Source organism: Pseudomonas sp. TH39(2020) (assembly GCF_016650715.1).
Classification (GTDB): Bacteria; Pseudomonadota; Gammaproteobacteria; order Pseudomonadales; family Pseudomonadaceae; genus Aquipseudomonas; species Aquipseudomonas mandelii_C.
The window spans coordinates 614209-631399 of record NZ_JAEKFF010000008.1 but is presented as its reverse complement, the minus strand read 5'-3'; the positions used below and the strand labels follow the sequence as shown (position 1 = coordinate 631399).

The window sequence follows — 17191 nt, the reverse complement described above, 5'->3', positions numbered from 1 at the left end:
CGGCCGATCATATCCATCAAGTCACAGCCATCACGCGGACCTAACTGGTTTCTGAAGCCATCCAGGTCAAAAAATCATGGAGCTGAGTCGTAAACTCTTTTGGCTTCGCGCATGGGGTCCTTGCCTGGGACAAGAAAAAGAGATCTGCATTCTCATGCACGGGTAATGCTGAACAAACAGCTCAACATGCTCTTCCAGTGTTTGCGGCCACATCAAGTCCTGTTCAGAGCGAAGCACTTGAGTTGACCGGATGAGTTTGCGCGAGGCTTCGCGTTGCAAGCGTAGCGATTGCGTCGGTGTGGTCGCCTGATCGATAAGATCGGCATACCGGGTCAGTACGGATTCAAAGTCACCATTCACGGCAATGGCGATATCACGCGACGGCTTGAACCGGTCGAATCGCTTGGCCAGATTATTCCCCCATAAGCAACGACAGTGATGCTTGAGCCAATAGCCCCAGCTCAATCGATTGTCAGCCGCCAATACTTCAGAACGACTGCCGATGTCGAAATCGATCTTGATGACTTCGGTATGCCGACTTTCCAGCATCCGCCTTTTCGACTCCAGCATTTCCAGATCCTGCGACGCAGGAGGGCTGTGCAGAACAAGGGTCAGGTCCAGGTCGGAAACTCCCAGTACGGCGTCGCCTCTAGCGACGCTGCCATAAAGATAAATCCCGTCCAGCAGAGGTTCCGACCGAGCGAGCGTCATGCAAACGTCCGCCAGCAAATCCTGAAACTGTGGCTGCACCTCGACGTTGGACACGGTAAGGATATAACCGTCTGCATCAATGCCACGAGGATGGAATCGTTCCATGAAGCCGTCCGTTAGTTGCGTTCAGAGAGGTACTTTAACCGAGCCCGCTCAGCGTGCCACGCGAATGTCCGTTACTCATCCGGGGGGCTTTAGCTCAATCTGGAGCGCCACTTTTGTACACGCTTGTGAATTTACTACCCAATTTTTTGACCGGAAACGGTGCATTTTTGCGGCGGTCATTTATTGGGAATCAAATTGGCGCCAATATTGACTGGGTTTTTCTAAAAATTGGTCTGATCCTTGCTCTAGGTCTTGCTCAACCTATTTGAGGGCAGGGCATGAGTGGTCAATTTCCGTGTATCGAACTAAGTGGCGGGCCATTTGCCCGGGGTGTGCAGTACGGCAAAGCCTGTCCACAGATCATCGCTCGCAGCATTGAAATCTACGGACAGCAACTGCTGGACATGGGTTATGACTGGACCGGTATCAAGCGATTGGTCAATCAATTCATTCCCAATATTGAAGCGTTCGAGCCGCAGTACCTGGAAGAGATGCGGGGCATCGCGCAAGGCTCCGGTCACGACTTCGAGGCCATTGTGATGATCAATGCCCGCACCGAGATTATTCACCTGGGGCGGCGTTCGATGCAGGACAAACCAGAACTGGATGGCTGCACCGGCGCAATCGTCCTTCCAGGCGCCACCGCGAACAATGAAGTACTGCACGGCCAGAACTGGGACTGGCGCATGGAGTGCGCGGAGACTGGCGTGGTCCTGCATATTCGTCGTGACGACGGCCCTGATGTGCTGACGTTCACCGAAGCAGGTGGGTTGGCCCGCGCAGGCATGAACTCCATCGGCACGGCAATCACGGGCAACAACCTGGAATCGGATCGTGACTATCAAGTGCTTGGCGTGCCATTGCCACTGATCCGCCGCAAGGCGCTGGAAGCCAATCATTTCGCCTTGTCGATGAAAACCGTGGCGGTGACGCCAAAGTCGGGTTCGAACAACATGATGCTCAGTCATGCGGCCGGGTTTGGTATCAATTACGAATGTGCACCTGATGAAGTGTTCCCGCTGTTCGAGATCGACGATCTGTTGGTGCACGCCAACCATTGGCGCAGTCCGGTGGCGCAAATCAAACTGAAGAACACTGGCATTGGTGGTGCACCCGAAAGCTTTTATCGCGATATCCGGGTCGAGAAACTGCTCAAGCCATTTCATGGCAGCCTGACGCTGGAACACCTGAAAAGCGCGTTTTTCGATGATTTCGGCAAGCCCTTCGCCGTCTGCCGACCACCACGTCCGAGCTCGAGTGGCGAGGACAATCTGTCGGCGACGGTGGCGATGATTTTGATGCGCCCCGCCAGTGGGTTCATGGAAATTGCCTCCTTGCCGGCGATCAACCGTACATTTGGGCAGTACCGCCTCGAGATGGAATCCGATTACGCGCGGTATGCCACTTGGTAATCATTGACCCGTTGTCAGCCTGAGCCCTGCCCGATTGAGGGCCGTATCAACATCGAGGAACCCACATGTTTCGTTTGATCATTCAGCGTCTGGCCATGGCTGTCCCGACGTTATTGCTGATCTCTATTGCGGTCTTCGCAATGATCCGGCTGATACCCGGTGACCCGGCGCTCTTGATGCTGGGCGACATGGCTGATCCGGCCAGTCTGCTCAAGATGCGGCAGTCCCTCGGGCTGGATCAACCGGTGATCGCGCAGTACCTGATCTGGCTCAAGGCAGTGTTCCATGGGGATCTGGGCTTTTCGATCACCAGTCATGAAGCGGTTTTGCCGCTAGTGCTTGAAAGGTTCAGCGTCAGTGTGACCATCGTTCTGACGTCGGTCGCGTTGGCGGCGGTGATTGCTGTTCCTCTGGGCATGCTGGCGGCCTGGAAACAGGACACGCTGGTTGATTTGGGACTGGTGACGACGGCGACGTTGTTACTGTCGATCCCCGGCTTCTGGATGGGCCTGTTGCTGCTGTATGTGTTTGGCCTGGAGCTGGGCTGGTTGCCGGTGGTGGGGTATATGCCGTTTTCGGCTGATTTTGGCAAAGCGCTGGCCTACATCATTTTGCCGGTGACAACGTTGGTGCTGCATGAAAGCGGCGTGATTATCCGGATGCAGAGGGCCAGCTCGATCGAAGTCTTGCGCCTGGACTACATCGCTCATGCAAGAGCCAAAGGGTTGTCGGAGCGCGCGGTGCTTTGGCGACATACGTTGCGTAACGCCTTTGCACCCACCTGGACACTGATCGGCCTGATCCTCGGCAACCTGCTGGGCGGGATCGCTGTCATCGAAACGGTGTTCACCATTCCCGGCATCGGGCGCCTGATGGTCGACTCCATTTATGCGCGTGATTACCCCGTACTGCAGGGCTGCCTGTTGCTCATTACGTTCGTCTACGTGTTGGTCAACCTGCTCGTAGATTTGATGTATCCGCTGTTCGATCCTCGGGTGAAAGCATGAAGATTTTAAGCGAAATTGCCGCGCCGCCGACCGCGGTGCCGAAGGCCTCGGGGCACAAACGTCCGCTCCCGTTCAACGCGCTGATCGGAGGCAGCCTGCTGGGGGTGCTGGTGCTGCTCGCGGTGGCCGGTATCGTCTGGACACCGTATGACCCGCTGCGGCTGGATCTGGCCAACCGATTTATGGCGCCGACCTGGCCGCACATTCTGGGTACTGATGAGTTCGGCCGCGATGTCTTCAGCCGCATCATCATCGGTGCCCGCACCAGCCTGTGGATCAGCCTGCTGACAGTAATATTGGCCATCAGCATCGGCACGCTGTTCGGATTGCTTGCCGGTTATCTGCGTGGCTGGACGGACCGCCTGTTGATGATGGTTAACGATGCCTTGCTGGCATTCCCCGGGATGTTGCTGGCGCTGGGGTTGCTCGCCATTGTGGGTGCGAGTCAGTACGGCATCGTGCTGGCGCTGGGCCTGGCCTATATCCCCACCGTGGTTCGGGTGGTGCGCAGCACGGTGTTGTCATTGCGTGAACGAGAGTTCATCGAAGCCTCCAGGGTCATTGGCAATGGCGAGCTGTACACGATGTGGCGGCATATAGCGCCGAACTGCGTGGCACCGTTGATTGTGCTGGCCACCAGCATGTTTGGCTGGGCGATTCTCTCTGAGAGCGCATTGAGCTTTCTCGGGTTGGGCGTTCCACCGCCTGCGGCCACGTGGGGAAACATGCTTGCCTCCAGCCGGCCGCATCTGGTTACGGCACCGTGGCTGGGCTTCTTCCCTGGCTTGATGATTTCCATTGCCCTGATCGGCATCAATCTTTTCGGTGACGCCCTGCGTGATCGCCTTGACCCCCGGATGAGTCGCTAATGGATACCGTCAAGCCTTTGCTTCGCGTCAGTAATCTTTGCATTCAGGTGGGAACCGAGGGTTCGCTTGCGGTTGACCACCTCAGTTTCGACATGGCACCCGGCGAGATCGTCGCACTGGTGGGTGAGTCCGGCAGCGGAAAGACGATGGCGGCGCGTGCTGTCATCGGGCTGTTGCCGCCGCCGATGCGCGTCGCGTCCGGTCGTATCGAGTTTGCCGATACCGACCTGTGCACCTTGCCTTACGATCAGTTGCGTGATGTTCGCGGCTCGAAGATCGGGATGGTGTTTCAGGAGCCGATGGTCTCGCTCAACCCGACAATGACGATCGGTCAGCAGATGGCGGAAGGGTTGCGCCTGCACACCGATCTGGATGAAAAAACCATTCTTGCCCGGTCGTTGGAGATGCTGCGCCGAATCGGCATGGATGATCCGCAGCGCTGTTTGAACGCCTTTCCTCACGAGTTCTCCGGTGGCATGCGACAACGCATCATGCTGGCTTCGGTCATGTTGTTGCGCCCGGCGTTGTTGATCGCCGACGAGCCGACCACTGCCCTCGACACCCTGGCCCAGGCCGATGTGATCGAGTTGATGCTCGAACTGACGCGGGAGGAGGGCACCGCGATCCTGTTCATCAGTCATGACTTGTCGCTGGTGGTGCGCCATGCCCACAAAGTCGTGGTGATGCGCAACGGCAAAGCGATCGAAAGCGGCCCGACCGAGCAGATCCTGCTAGGCCCCAAGGCCGATTACACCCGGCAATTACTCGAAGCACTGCCCACCCGAGGCAACCTTGACAGCGCCTCACTGGCCGCGCCGTTGATCGACATGCGCAACGTCACCATCGAGCACCCGGGTCGTCAGGGTTTCCTGTGGCGCGGTAAAGCCAAACGCGCGGTGGATGGAGTCAGTCTGCAAATCGCTGCGGGTGAAACGCTGGCGCTGGTCGGTGGCAGCGGTTCAGGTAAAACCACCCTTGGCCGTTCGGTCGTCGGGCTGGTCAATCCGATTGCTGGCGAGATCTTTTTCGATGGCGTCGACATCCTCAAAAACGCCAATCGTGAGCATCGGTTGCAATGCCAGATGATTTTTCAAGACCCGGTATCGTCCCTCGATCCGCGCGCCCGGATTTCTGAAATTCTCGCTGAACCGCTGCGCCATGTGCCGGGCCTTAGTCGCGAGCAGCGTGCCGAGCGCGTGCGCACCATTCTGCAGGATGTTGGTCTGGACCCGCTCTTCGCCAACCGCTTCCCCCACCAGCTTTCAGGTGGTCAGCGGCAACGCGTGGCGATTGGTCGGGCGCTGATTCGTCACCCCAAACTGGTCATCGCCGACGAACCGATTTCCGCGCTCGACATGACCATTCAAAAGCAAATCCTGGCGTTGTTTGAGCGGCTGCAAAAGCAGTACGGCTTTGCTTGTCTGTTCATCTCGCATGACCTTGCGGCGGTGGAACGAATTGCCCATCGCGTGGCCGTCATGCAGCAAGGTCGACTGGTTGAAATTGGCACCACCGCGCAAGTGTTTGACAACCCGCAACACGCCTTCACTCATCGACTACTGGCTGCCGCCAATCCGTTGGTGCGGCTGGCCGATGGGAGTTATCAATTGCGCAGCAGTGCTGCTGTGTGAAGGACTTCAAGGCCGTCGTACCTGTGGCGGCGCGAACCTGTTTCATCTTTATCTAGGACTCGCTTATGAATCGTTTTTTAGTAAACGCTCTGACTCTGGGCATGATGACCATGATCGGTTGCGGTATCGCCCAGGCGCAAACCTTGCGTCTGGCAATGAACTCCGATATTCGCAGCCTGGACCCAGGGGTCAATCGTGACGACCGTTCCGATGCGGTCGTGCTGCATATGACCGAAGGGTTGGTGGCCTATGGGGAAAAGGGCGACGTCAAACCGTTACTGGCACAGAAGATCGATGTCTCTGCCGATGGTCTGACCTACACCTTCACCTTGCGCCAAGGTGTGAAGTTCCATAACGGCGAGTTGTTGACCGCCGCCGACGTGCTATGGAGCTGGAACCGGGACATGGACCCCAAGACTCAGTGGCGTTGCCTTCCGGAGTTCGATGGCAGCGGTTTGACCAAGGTGGCCAAGGTAACGGCACCGGATGACCATACCGTGGTGATGGAGTTGGAAAAGCCCAGCGGTATGTTCCTCGCCACTCTGGCGCGTACCGATTGCGGCGGCACCGCGGTACTGAACAAAGCCTCAGTCAACGCTCAAGGTGAGTTCCTGGCGCCGATAGGCACTGGTCCTTATCAGCTAAGCGAATGGAAGCGTGGGCAGTACGTCACGCTGACCAAATTCACAGGCTATCAGTCCTTGTCCGGCCCTCGCGACGGCTATACCGGAGGCAAGAACGCGCTGACCCATGAAGTACGGTTTGTGATTATTCCCGATCAGGCGACGGTCAAGGCGGCGCTATTTTCGGGCGACCTGGACATGGCTGAAGTCACCGAAACCGACCTGCCAGAAATCAAGACCCACGCAACGCTCAAGGTCTCGACAGACCCCAGCGCGACCATGAATGTGCTGATGTTCCAAACCCGGGATCCGTTGCTCAAGGACAAGCGCATTCGTCAGGCTATTGCCGCCGCCATCGATGTCAAACAACTGGTAGCGACGACGAGCAATGGCTTCGGTGTGCCCAATAACTCAATCATCAGCGTGGCCTCCAACTACTACGGCCCAAGCGAGCAACGCGGCTTCACCTATGACCCACAGAAGGCTGCGCAACTACTCCAGGAGGCAGGCTATCGCGGCCAACCTCTGACGATCGTCGCCAACAAACGCTCGATGGTTCCCAGTTATGACCTGGCAATTATTGCCCAGGCGATGCTGCAAGCGGTCGGTATTAACGCGCAGGTTGAGGTCATGGAATGGGGGACTCAGCTTGAGCGTTACCAGGCCGGGCGTTATCAAGCGATGTCCTTCACCTATTCCGCACGCTTCGACCCGGCGCTGAGTTTTGAGCAGGTGACGGGTAACAAGGACAAAGAGTCGCGCAAGGTCTGGGAGGATCCCGTGGCGATTGAGTTGTTGTCCCAGGCACTGAAGGAAGGTGACGTCGCCAAGCGTCAGTCAATCTTCGATCAACTGCATGAGCGCTTCATCGATCAAGTGCCGATGATCGTCATGTACAACGGCCTGGACATCGTCGCGCTGAATCAGAACGTCGAGGGCTACGACGCCTGGATCGGGCAGAAGCCGCGCCTGTGGGGCGTCAGCATCAAGCCTTGAAACTCATTGCTCCAGTGGAGTTTGACGGATGTGCGCCGCGATCAGTCGCTTGAGTTGTTCGCGGTCACCCTTACGCAGGAGGTCAACGATCTGGAAGTGTTCGCGGCTCGACTGCTCAGCGCGCAGATGCGTACGCCAGGTGCCACCTGGAGACGATGGGGGACGGCTGCGAATTTCTTCAATGAACTCGATCATGACCCGGTTGGTGCACATGTCATAGATCCCGCGATGAAACTCGAGATTCGCGCTGTAGCACTCTTGCATCGTGCCTTCGTTTACCAGACGGCTGAAGCGCTGCGCGATGACGTCCAGCGCCTGCAAACGCTCCTCGGTGACCTCCATCTGATCGACGGCTGCACATTCGAGTGCGATGCGAACTTCGCGGGTATCCGACACCTGGGTCAAGTCAGGCGTGTGGACGTAATAACCCCGATTGGGGATGTGTTCGACCATATTTTTGAGGACCAACTGGTCCAGCGCACGACGGATGTCCAGTCGGGTACAGCCGTAGCGGTGTTCGAGATCGATCTGCTTGAGCCAGCTGCCGGTCGGAAGAACACCGGCATTAATGTCGTTTGAAATCAGCAGCACCAATTGGCTGCGATCAGTAGTTTTTTTGTTCAAAGGTGACTTCCACAAAACTTGGTAGTGGGCGTGTGAGTCGTCGACCGTGCATGACCCTGACCCGCTGTAGTTTTCAATAATGGCACAATTATCAACGAGGTTTCACAATGTTGAGCAACCCTCAAGACACTCCCGAAGCGCGGCATCGTCAGATGTACTACCGAGGTAGCACGACCATTTTTTCGTGCCGTAAGGATCCGCGTTTTGTCTATTGTCTTTATGTTCCGCAAACCTTCGATCAAGCCCCTGAGGGCCACCGTCTGCTGGTCGCGGTCCATGGTACCGGGCGCACGATGGTGGAGTATCGGGATGCGTTTGCCGAGTTCGGGCGCTTCAATCGCTACATCATTCTCGCACCGCTGTTTCCGGTAGGTCCGCTGGGCGATGGCAACCCGCATGGTTTCAAATACCTTAAGGAAGGGGACATTCGTTATGACGAAGTCCTGCTGGCAATGGTTGATGAAGTATCCGAGGCGCTCAGCACTTCGTTCGAGAAGTTTTCATTGTTTGGTTATTCGGGCGGTGGGCACTTTGCCAACCGATTTTACTACCTGCACCCCGAACGTCTACGCTCCGTTTCTATCGGTGCACCGGGGTCGGTGACCTTGATCGATGAGGGGCGCGATTGGTGGGTGGGTACCGGAGGGATTGAGGCGATTTTCGGCAAACGACTGAATCTCGATGCGCTGCGTGAAGTCGATGTTCAACTGTTAGTGGGTGCCGCAGACCTGGAAACCTGGGAGATTCATTACGCACCTGGTTCAGTGCAATACATGGACGGTATCAACGACGCCGGACGCACAAGGGTGGAGCGCAATGCAACGCTGGCACGCAACCTTGAGGCCTATGACATTCGTGTTCAACAAGACATTGTTCCCAACACCGCCCACGCTGGAATATCGGTTGTGCCCTACGTCCAAGACTTTCTATTGCAACTAGGCGATTGAATAAAAACGCCGTCGAGGCCACATAAATTTATGAGCACTGATTACCAGCAAACCTTTTATGAAACCACGGCCGACATCACCACCTATCCCGCCCAATCGGGTCGTGTAGATACTAAGGTGTGCATCCTCGGTGGTGGCCTGGCCGGCCTATCGACCGCACTCGGGTTGGCGGAGCGTGGTGTCAATGACGTCGTTGTTCTGGAATCTCATCGCATCGGTCATGGTGCTTCGGGGCGTAATGGCGGCTTCGTCTTCGGAGGCTACAGCCTGGGAAGCGGTGACCTTCTCGCCACCCTTGGCGTTCAAGAGGCGCAACGCCTTTATAGGCTAACGCTTGATGCCGTTGAGTTGATCCGTAATCGCGTCAAACAATACGGTATCGATTGTGACCTGGTTGACCAGGGGGTGATTCTCGCTAATTGGTTCAACGACCCGTCAAGACTTGAAACGCCGCGAAAACTTATGAGTGACGTCTATGGGGTTGATTGGGAATACATGCCGCCAGGTCAGTTGAAAGAGCTACTCAAGACTGACCGCTATTTCGGCGGCCTGCTGGAGCGTAACGCCTTCCACTTCCATCCTCTCAAGTACGTGTACGGCATTGCTCGCGCTGTGGCTGAATTCGGTGTGCGTATCCATGAGCAATCATCCGCCCTGAACATCGAGAAGCGTGGAAAGAAATATGTTGTGCAAACCGATGGCGGGGAAGTGCATGCCGAGCATGTCATCTTTTCCTGTGGCGGGTACGCGCGCGGCGTCTATCGTCCAGTCGAACGTGCTGTGTTACCCATTGCGACCTATGTCGTTGCAACCGAACCTCTCGGGGCTCGCTTGAAAGAGGCTATTGACTGTGAATCAGCGGTCTACGACACGCGATTCGCGTTTGATTACTACCGGCCACTTCGCGACAGCAGGATTTTATGGGGAGGGCGGATTTCAGTGCTCAGTCGGAGCCCGGAAGCGATTGCCAGTCTGCTCAAAACAGATCTTTTAACGGTCTATCCCCAGCTGGAAGGTGTAGAAATCCAATATTCCTGGGGCGGGTTGATGAGTTATGGCCGGCATCAAATGGCCCAGATTGGCCAAGATGACGCAGGCGTCTGGCACGCCGTTGGTTTTGGTGGTCATGGCATGGCGCCCACGACGGTGGCGGGTGAGGTTCTGGCTGACGCTATCGCCAAGTCCATTCCGATTCCCGACGGTTTCCGCAAATTCGGGTTGACCCGTACTTTTGGTCTGGCCGGACTAGTCGCCGCGCAAATGACCTATACCGCATGCCAAGCGCGAGATGCTTTCGACGCTCTGCGCCTCAACAAGTAACGGCAACGATAGTAACGCTATCGGTGACACGACCTGTTTTGACGACAAAGCAGGTTAAAGTTCCTGTCTGCAGTCGTGCTTCCTGCCAGGATTCAACCGATCGATGTCACAGATTGGCTAGCTACTTTCTTGGCAAATCTCTTACCAAAAGCAATCCACCATTTTTCATAATAGAAGGTCGAGATATGCGCGGTGAGAAAGATTGCGGCGAACAACAAAGGGCGCTTCAAATATTTTATGACGGTGTCTCCGCTACCCAGCCAAGTATGTATTAGCAGCGGATGAACAACGTAGAGAGCGTACGAGATGGTGGCGATATAAAATAGAGCGCGATTATTCAGAAGCTGGGCAACTCGTGTCCGGCTATTGAGTAATGTGCTCCCCACCATTGCTGCGGCAAGATAGGGGCGGAAGTAGTTCATGAAGCCCGCATCGGGATGACAGGACAAGATAAATAGGAGGAATAAAAATATTTGTGCGATCCCTGTTTGTGTCGGAAGTTTAGCAAGGATGTTGCCCAGTCTATTGTTGTATATCAGTGCAAGTATGCATCCGGAAAGTATTTCATCAATGCGGTAATAAGTGTTGATTGCGACATGGACATCATTCATGACTCGGTACATCGTGACGGCGATGCAGAGAAAAGGGATTAGCACTACCCACTTGTTTCTCAGCAGAACTACCAGCAAAGCGATGGCGAAATAAAATTGGACCTCCATGCACAAACTCCATAGGTGGCCGTTTACATCGCCAAGCCACATAGGCGGCCAGTTGGCGATGAACAGAAAGTTTGCGATGTAGAAATCCGAAGTGCTGTTCATGACAGGTAAAGCAATGATCATGTACAACCAGGCGAGCGGCACAACCCGAAAGATTCTGCGGATTAAAAAATCAACGACGCTGCTGTTGTTGAGCAGAAAATTTGTTATCAGGAAACCCGATAGCGTAAAAAATATAGCCATTCCCATAACGCCTGCGGCGGCATTAAATTGCCAAAGCTTTGGGCCAAGTGGTAGCAGGTGGCACGCCAAGACAAGCAAGATGCTTATGCCGCGCCATCCATCAAGTACGCTGAATCGAGAGCCCGCTACGGAACTACTGTTCATATTTGCATCCCGCTCTTGGGTCGAAAGAGGGCATTTGATAAAGGCAGTGCTGCGTCTGAAAACTGTCTGAATTCATATACAAACCCAGTAGTTGCAGCGGTGAAAAACTCAAAAAATCAGACCATTTAAGCCTGTAGTCTAGGACACCTTTTGCACTTTACACTTCACGCCATGAAAAAATTCCAGTCGCGAGGAATGCGCTAAATGACTGGGTTTTGACGTTGCTTGTTTGACGTTGCTTGATAGCAGGGCGCTAAGTGAATCGCCCACTTTGGGTAGATATCCTGACCGGCGGCATTTGGCCGAGGCTGTGTAAAAACGTTTTAGAGCAGGTTTGACGGTCAGAACCAGAACAAAAATCGCGTTCCTACGCAAATTTCAGGTCCGTTCGTTAACCAATCACTGGCAGATTTTACGTAGCGACGCAGACTTCAAAACAGTGACTACTTTTTTACACAGCCAGGGCCGATCGCTGCCTGTCGCAAGGGGCTTCAATCGACCCAAAGCAACCCTTGATGTATGTTTGTTGTCGCCATATGTTATTGGCATTCATGGAGGATTCTGACTGATGGCACGTGTGGGATTGATACTGACACCCGGTTTTGCGGACTGGGAATATGCTTTCATTGCTGGAACTGCGTCCCCGTTTTACGGGATCGACGTCAGGTTTTTCGCTTCTGCTACGGGTCAGTTCCGCTCGCAGGGTGGATTGGCTGTAACTGTCGATAGCAGTTTGCAACAATGTCTGGACTGGAAACCGGACGTTGTTGTCGTCATTGGAGGAATGGTCTGGGAAAGTGCAGAAGCACCGGATATTCGAGACTTTCTTCATGCTAGTCGTTCAAGTGGAGCGACAATTGCCGGTATCTGTGGGGGAACGCTGGCACTTGCTAGGGCCGGGCTTCTCGACACGGTTCCTCATACCTCGAACAGCGCTGACTTCTTAAAACAGAATGCCGTAGGTTATGAAGGGCGCACGCTTTATCGAAACAGTCCGGTAGCTGTGGTTGCAGACCGCATCATAACTGCTCCAGGCCCTGCACCCGTTAGCTTCACCTGCGCAGTATTCGAAGGTGCCGGGCTATCTTCAGAGATCATTTCTCAGTTCAGGTCAATGTTGGCAGCGGAACATCGGTGACCGCTTCGTCCTACAAAACAGCCGATCAGGTGATGTGTTCGAGTGGCCGCTCATGGCCCGTTAGCTGCCTTTTGCGAAGGGCAGCTTTGGGTCGGATAGCGCCCTCCACTTATTGTGCGCTGTCCAACTCCTGCTTGGTCGTACGGCCCGGTGCGTCAGCGCCCAGCGGTCCAAAAGGCGCTCCAGGAAGAAGGACTGGAGTGATGTTGAGCTGCCAGGAGGTGCTGCTGAACACTTAATCGTTCATTTGTTCATCATGTCGCCATGATGTGCGTCTACTTCCATCGCGTCCTTGCCATGGTCGGAAAGCTGGGCGTCAAACCACTTGTGAAGAGCCGCTATCAAGGCGGGATCCGAGGTCTTGAAGGCCAATTGGGCTCCACCTTCGACGTCTTTGTACGTGATCGCAATTTGCCCTGGCTTGGCAGCTTTCAGGTCTGCCAGACCAGGCATGTCTTGGCCATGGATGTGCGTAGGACCTGAGAAGTCGCCCTTGAGAAATCGCACGCGGATTTCTTGAAGGTGCTGGCGAACTAGCTGCACTTGGGCAGCATCGTCAGGCTTTTTGGCCACCACTTGCTGAATGCCGCCTTCAGCGGTCTTGGTGAAGATATGGGTTGTCGCTGCGAGGCTAAACGGCATTACGTCCTTACCGTGACCTGCTACCTCAGCTTGCCGTTGCGCATCGTCGTTCGAATGATCCAGGGCCTGAGCATGAAGGTTTGCAGCAAGCGCCGAGAGAACGATTGAGGCGATAACAGTTTTTAGCACGGTCTTTCTCCAGTAGAGACAGGGCGTCGAGCCGACGCTGGCGCGTCAATCCAGCAGGTGCTTTAGCGCAGCGACGCCAACAGGCGGCTCCGCCGTCCAGGGCACCACAATGAAAGCATGGCTGGTTTGGTCGGCTACTCGCGTCATCTGTTTTTGCTCGCTATCCAGGCGCGCTCGCAGCAGCGGGTCGATGGTGTCTGTGGCCAATAGCGACTTATTGACCACCCATGCAAACGGTTCGATGCTGGCCCTGCGCAAGTCATCTTGCAGCGCTGCCGCCTGAGACACCGGCGTGGCTTCGGGCAGCGTCACGAGGAGGATTTTGGTGTAGTGCGCATCTTGCAGGCGCATTAATGGCGTGACGATGTGGTCCGAGGCTTGGCCTTTGAATTCCCTAACCATCTGACGGTGATAGGCGCCTGTGGCATCCATCAATAGTAGCGAATGACCCGTGGGAGCGGTGTCCAGCACCACGAACGAGGTCCTGGCTTGAGAAACCACGCGGGAGAAAGCATGGAAGACGGCGACCTCTTCGGTGCAGGGCGAGCGCAGATCCTCAATGAGCAAGGCTATTTCATCTTCCGTCAGGGTCGAAGCGCGGGAAGCTACGATCTTGTCGACGTATTTTTGGGTTTCGACCTTCGGGTCGATGCGGCCGACGCTGAGCCCTTGAACATCGGCATTGAGGGTCATCGTCAGATGCGCCGCAGGATCCGTCGTGCTCAAATGCACGGACTTGCCGTGCTGCACCAGGCCAAGCGCGATAGCGGCGGCAATGGTTGTTTTGCCAACCCCCCCTTTGCCCATGACCATGATCAACCCGCGTTCGTCATTCGCAAGCTCGGCAACCAGTTCCGAGAGTTTGTGATGTTCGAGGCGTGAGGGCTCGTGGGTTAAAGTGCTAGTTGGCCGAGTAAACTCCGGGGCAAGCAGCCCGCGTAGTGCCGGCAAGCCAACGGAATCCACAGCCTTGAGCGGAATGTAGTCGACTGCAAGCTGGCGCAACGAAGCTGGCATCTCGTCGAGCGCCTGCTGGCCGATGGCTTCGATGGCTGCTGCGATCGGATCATTCAAGTCGCTGCGTTTGAATACAGCGTTCACCACTAGACGTTGGTTTTCCAGACCCAATTCACGAAGCTCGTCAGAGGATCGCGCGGCCTCACCGAGCGCGCCTTTGTCAGGGCGAGCCACTAGCACGACGGTGGTCAGGGCTGGATTATTGAGCGCAGTCAACGCCTGATTGAAAAGCTGCTCCTGCATTTTCAAACCCGAGTGCGGCCCCAGACATGACGCACCACGATCATTGCCTTCCAGAAATCCGCTCCACGCTTTTGGCAGGCTCAACAGCCTGAGCGTGTGTCCTGTGGGAGCGGTATCGAACACGACGTGGTCATAGTCCGCGCCGCCTTGAGACAGGAGGTGGGAGAACTCATCGAAGGTTGCGATTTCGGTCGTGCATGCCCCCGAGAGTTGCTCGCGCACCAGAGCAATATCTTGATCGCTGGCCTGGGAGCCCATTTGCTCAACCACCCGGGATCGGTAGTCGATGGCAGCGGTCCCGGGGTCGATGTTGAGCACGAACATTCCAGGCACGTCCGGCACTGCTACAGGCTGATTGCTCAGCTCGACACCGAGCATCTCATCAAGGTTCGAGGCGGCGTCTGTGCTAACCAGCAGCACCTTCTTGCCTGCATCAGCCAAGGCGATTGATACCGCTGTGGAGACCGACGTTTTGCCAACCCCGCCCTTGCCAGTGAAGAACATATATTTGGTGGGATGATCGAACAGTTTGATGGTGGACTGCATGGCACGCTAGCCTCCCTGCGGAGCACAACTGAGGCTCAGAGTTTAGACCGATGTTCAGCACCTCCCACTTTATCTTATGAATCAAGCGGAAAGTTTTAGCCATCGAGTGACCGACTTTGGCCGTTTGCAGTGCCTCACGATAGGCTGCTTTCGCCGAAAGCAGCTGTTCGCGACCGACCGCTATCCCAAACCGGTCATTCGTGACGGGCAGAAAACGGCCAAAATCTTCCCATCACAACAGACCGGAAATGGCCCAAGGCTCTCATCGTAAATCCACAAAAGGAGGGCATGGTTTTCGCTGTTTTCAGCGTCGCGCAGACAGCTGTTGCGGCGCCAAAAATGCATCGTGGAAATAGTTACGAAACGCCTGCATCGCCGGGCTGAATTCGCGCTCGCGATGCCACGCCAGTCCGACACTCATCGGCGTCACCTTGTCGGTGACTGTCAGGGTTTCGATGCGTTTTCCTTCCAGTGACCAGGGGCGGTGCACCAAGTCCGAGAGGATTGCCACGCCGCTGCCATTGGCGACCATGCTGCGCACCGCTTCGACTGAACTGGTGCGCACCCGCACGTTTGGCTGCTGTCGCGCGTGTTCCCAGTAGCGCATGGCACTTTGTTCGGCTTCGTCGACGGTCAGCAGAATGTAAGGTTCCTTCGCAACGTCGGCGAGGCTGACTGCCGAACGCTCGCACAGGGGATGGCGGCTGGGCAGCCATAACCGGCGCTCGGAGTTGAAGAGAATCTCCGAGACGATGTCCGGGTGGGTGAGGTTCGCGGTGAGCACCACTGCCATGTCGAATCGACCTTCCAGCAGACCCTGCTCGATGGCCGTCCGCTCTTGTTCGTGGACTTCGATGGCCACGTCCGGATGCCAGTGTTCAAGCCGTTGCAGGTGGTGCGGCAGGAAGTAACCGATCACCGTATAGCTCGCCGCCAAGCGCAATACACCACTGGCGCGGATGTCCGGCAACGGGCTGTTCAACGCGTCATCGACGCTGCGCAAAATCACGTAGGCCCGATTCAAAAAGTGCCGCCCGGCGTCGGTCAGGCTCATGCCCTGGGCCGAGCGCTGGAACAACAGCGTGCCGAGGATGCTTTCCAGTTCCTTGATCGCCGTGGTCACCGCCGACTGGGAAATATTCAAATGAATCGCGGCTTGAGAGATTTGCCCGATCTCGGCGGTGGCGACGAAATAACGGACTTGGCGCAGGGTCAGGGACATGAGCACTCCGGGTGACGAGGTATCTGTTTTTCAGAAGATACCCCATCTGATAATAGATCTTCCCAAGGGGTTAACAGGAATCTAACTTGGCCTGCATGAAGTCACAAGCGTCGGGAGCAAGCGTCATGCAGGCAGTAGATTTCAACTCGGACATGGGCGAAGGCTTTGGCCCCTGGACCATCGGCGATGGCGTCGACAATGAGCTGATGGGCTTTATCAGTTCGGCCAACATCGCCACCGGTTTTCATGCCGGCGACCCCAGCACCATGCGTCGCACCGTCGAGCAGGCCAAGCGCCTGGGCGTGGCCATCGGCGCGCATCCGGGGTTTCGCGACCTGGTTGGTTTTGGCCGTCGGCACATCAATGCGCCGGCCCAGGAACTGGTCGACGACATGCTCTATCAGTTGGGCGCCTTGCGTGAACTCGCCCGGGTTCAAGGCGTGGCCCTGCAACACATCAAACCCCACGGCGCGCTCTACATGCACCTGGCCCGAGACGAAGAGGCCGCCCGTTTGCTGGTGGAGAACCTCCAACGTCTGGAACCGGAGTTGCTGCTGTATTGCATGCCCGGTTCGGTGATCTGGCGGGTTGCCACGGAACTCGGCCAACCGGTGATCCGCGAGTTCTACGCCGACCGCGAATACGACCTCAGCGGCTCCATCGTCTTCACCCGCAACGTGCGGGCTTACGACCCGGCCCACGTCGCCGAGCGAGTGCTGCGTGCTTGCCAGCAAGGCGTGGTGCGCACTGTCGAGGGCGAAGACCTGGCGATTGAATTCGATTCCATCTGTTTGCACAGCGACACGCCGGGTGCCCTGGCGTTGGTCGAAGCCACGCGCAAGGCACTTGATGGCGCGGGCATAGAGGTCCGAGCACCGCGCTGAGACCAATCGAAAACACCTG

14 protein-coding genes and 1 pseudogene are annotated in these 17191 nt (G+C 56.1%); 9 read left to right on the top strand and 6 right to left on the bottom strand.

Annotation, left to right across the window (positions count from 1 at the left end):
• Positions 1-40: 40 nt before the first annotated feature.
• Positions 41-816 (bottom strand): annotated as a pseudogene (locus JFU47_RS31215) (nucleotidyltransferase domain-containing protein).
• Positions 817-1094: 278 nt separating this feature from the next.
• Here JFU47_RS31215 and JFU47_RS31210 point away from each other — a divergent pair.
• From JFU47_RS31210 to JFU47_RS31190, 5 genes are all read left to right on the top strand, one after another.
• A complete protein-coding gene (locus JFU47_RS31210) occupies positions 1095-2228 on the top strand; it encodes a C45 family autoproteolytic acyltransferase/hydolase (protein ID WP_201188155.1) in 1134 nt (377 codons plus the stop codon).
• A 65-nt stretch (positions 2229-2293) separates the two neighbouring features.
• Positions 2294-3235 carry an ABC transporter permease gene (locus JFU47_RS31205; protein ID WP_201188153.1) on the top strand — a complete coding sequence of 314 codons (942 nt, stop codon included), beginning with the start codon at positions 2294-2296 and terminating at the stop codon, positions 3233-3235.
• The gene (locus tag JFU47_RS31200) at positions 3232-4104 is read left to right on the top strand and encodes an ABC transporter permease (RefSeq protein ID WP_201188150.1); all 873 of its coding nucleotides are present in this window, start codon (positions 3232-3234) and stop codon (positions 4102-4104) included. Before JFU47_RS31205 ends, JFU47_RS31200 begins: the two co-directional genes overlap by 4 nt.
• On the top strand, positions 4104-5735 hold the full coding sequence (locus JFU47_RS31195) for an ABC transporter ATP-binding protein (protein ID WP_201188148.1): 1632 nt from the start codon (positions 4104-4106) through the stop codon (positions 5733-5735). Before JFU47_RS31200 ends, JFU47_RS31195 begins: the two co-directional genes overlap by 1 nt.
• Positions 5736-5800: 65 nt before the next feature.
• Entirely contained in the window at positions 5801-7354 is a 1554-nt protein-coding gene (locus tag JFU47_RS31190; protein WP_201188146.1) for an ABC transporter substrate-binding protein, read from the top strand.
• Positions 7355-7357: 3 nt separating this feature from the next.
• Here JFU47_RS31190 and JFU47_RS31185 read toward each other — a convergent pair whose 3' ends face one another.
• Complete coding sequence (locus JFU47_RS31185; protein ID WP_242485190.1) at positions 7358-7978, bottom strand: GntR family transcriptional regulator; 621 nt, start codon at positions 7976-7978, stop codon at positions 7358-7360.
• A gap of 107 nt (positions 7979-8085) precedes the next feature.
• Here JFU47_RS31185 and JFU47_RS31180 point away from each other — a divergent pair, with 107 nt between their 5' ends.
• Positions 8086-8925, top strand: a complete 840-nt coding sequence (locus JFU47_RS31180) for an alpha/beta fold hydrolase (RefSeq protein WP_201188142.1) — start codon at positions 8086-8088, stop codon at positions 8923-8925.
• 30 nt (positions 8926-8955) lie between these two features.
• On the top strand, positions 8956-10245 hold the full coding sequence (locus tag JFU47_RS31175; RefSeq protein ID WP_201188140.1) for an NAD(P)/FAD-dependent oxidoreductase: 1290 nt from the start codon (positions 8956-8958) through the stop codon (positions 10243-10245).
• Positions 10246-10337: 92 nt separating this feature from the next.
• Here JFU47_RS31175 and JFU47_RS31170 read toward each other — a convergent pair whose 3' ends face one another.
• Entirely contained in the window at positions 10338-11351 is a 1014-nt protein-coding gene (locus JFU47_RS31170) for an acyltransferase family protein (RefSeq protein ID WP_201188138.1), read from the bottom strand.
• A gap of 568 nt (positions 11352-11919) precedes the next feature.
• Between JFU47_RS31170 and JFU47_RS31165 the strand changes: the two genes are divergently transcribed.
• The gene (locus tag JFU47_RS31165; RefSeq protein ID WP_201188135.1) at positions 11920-12489 is read left to right on the top strand and encodes a DJ-1/PfpI family protein; all 570 of its coding nucleotides are present in this window, start codon (positions 11920-11922) and stop codon (positions 12487-12489) included.
• Positions 12490-12732: 243 nt separating this feature from the next.
• On the opposite strand, the gene JFU47_RS31160 is transcribed toward JFU47_RS31165, so the two are convergent.
• From JFU47_RS31160 to JFU47_RS31150, 3 genes are all read right to left on the bottom strand, one after another.
• Positions 12733-13260, bottom strand: a complete 528-nt coding sequence (locus JFU47_RS31160) for an aspartate carbamoyltransferase (protein WP_201188133.1) — start codon at positions 13258-13260, stop codon at positions 12733-12735.
• A 45-nt stretch (positions 13261-13305) separates the two neighbouring features.
• Positions 13306-15066, bottom strand: coding sequence for an arsenical pump-driving ATPase (gene arsA / locus JFU47_RS31155; protein WP_201188131.1), 1761 nt, complete (start codon positions 15064-15066; stop codon positions 13306-13308).
• Positions 15067-15370: 304 nt separating this feature from the next.
• On the bottom strand, positions 15371-16288 hold the full coding sequence (locus JFU47_RS31150; RefSeq protein ID WP_054598044.1) for a LysR family transcriptional regulator: 918 nt from the start codon (positions 16286-16288) through the stop codon (positions 15371-15373).
• Positions 16289-16413: 125 nt separating this feature from the next.
• On the opposite strand from JFU47_RS31150, the gene JFU47_RS31145 reads away from it, so the two are divergent.
• A complete protein-coding gene (locus JFU47_RS31145; RefSeq protein WP_201188129.1) occupies positions 16414-17172 on the top strand; it encodes a 5-oxoprolinase subunit PxpA in 759 nt (252 codons plus the stop codon).
• Positions 17173-17191: the final 19 nt, after the last annotated feature.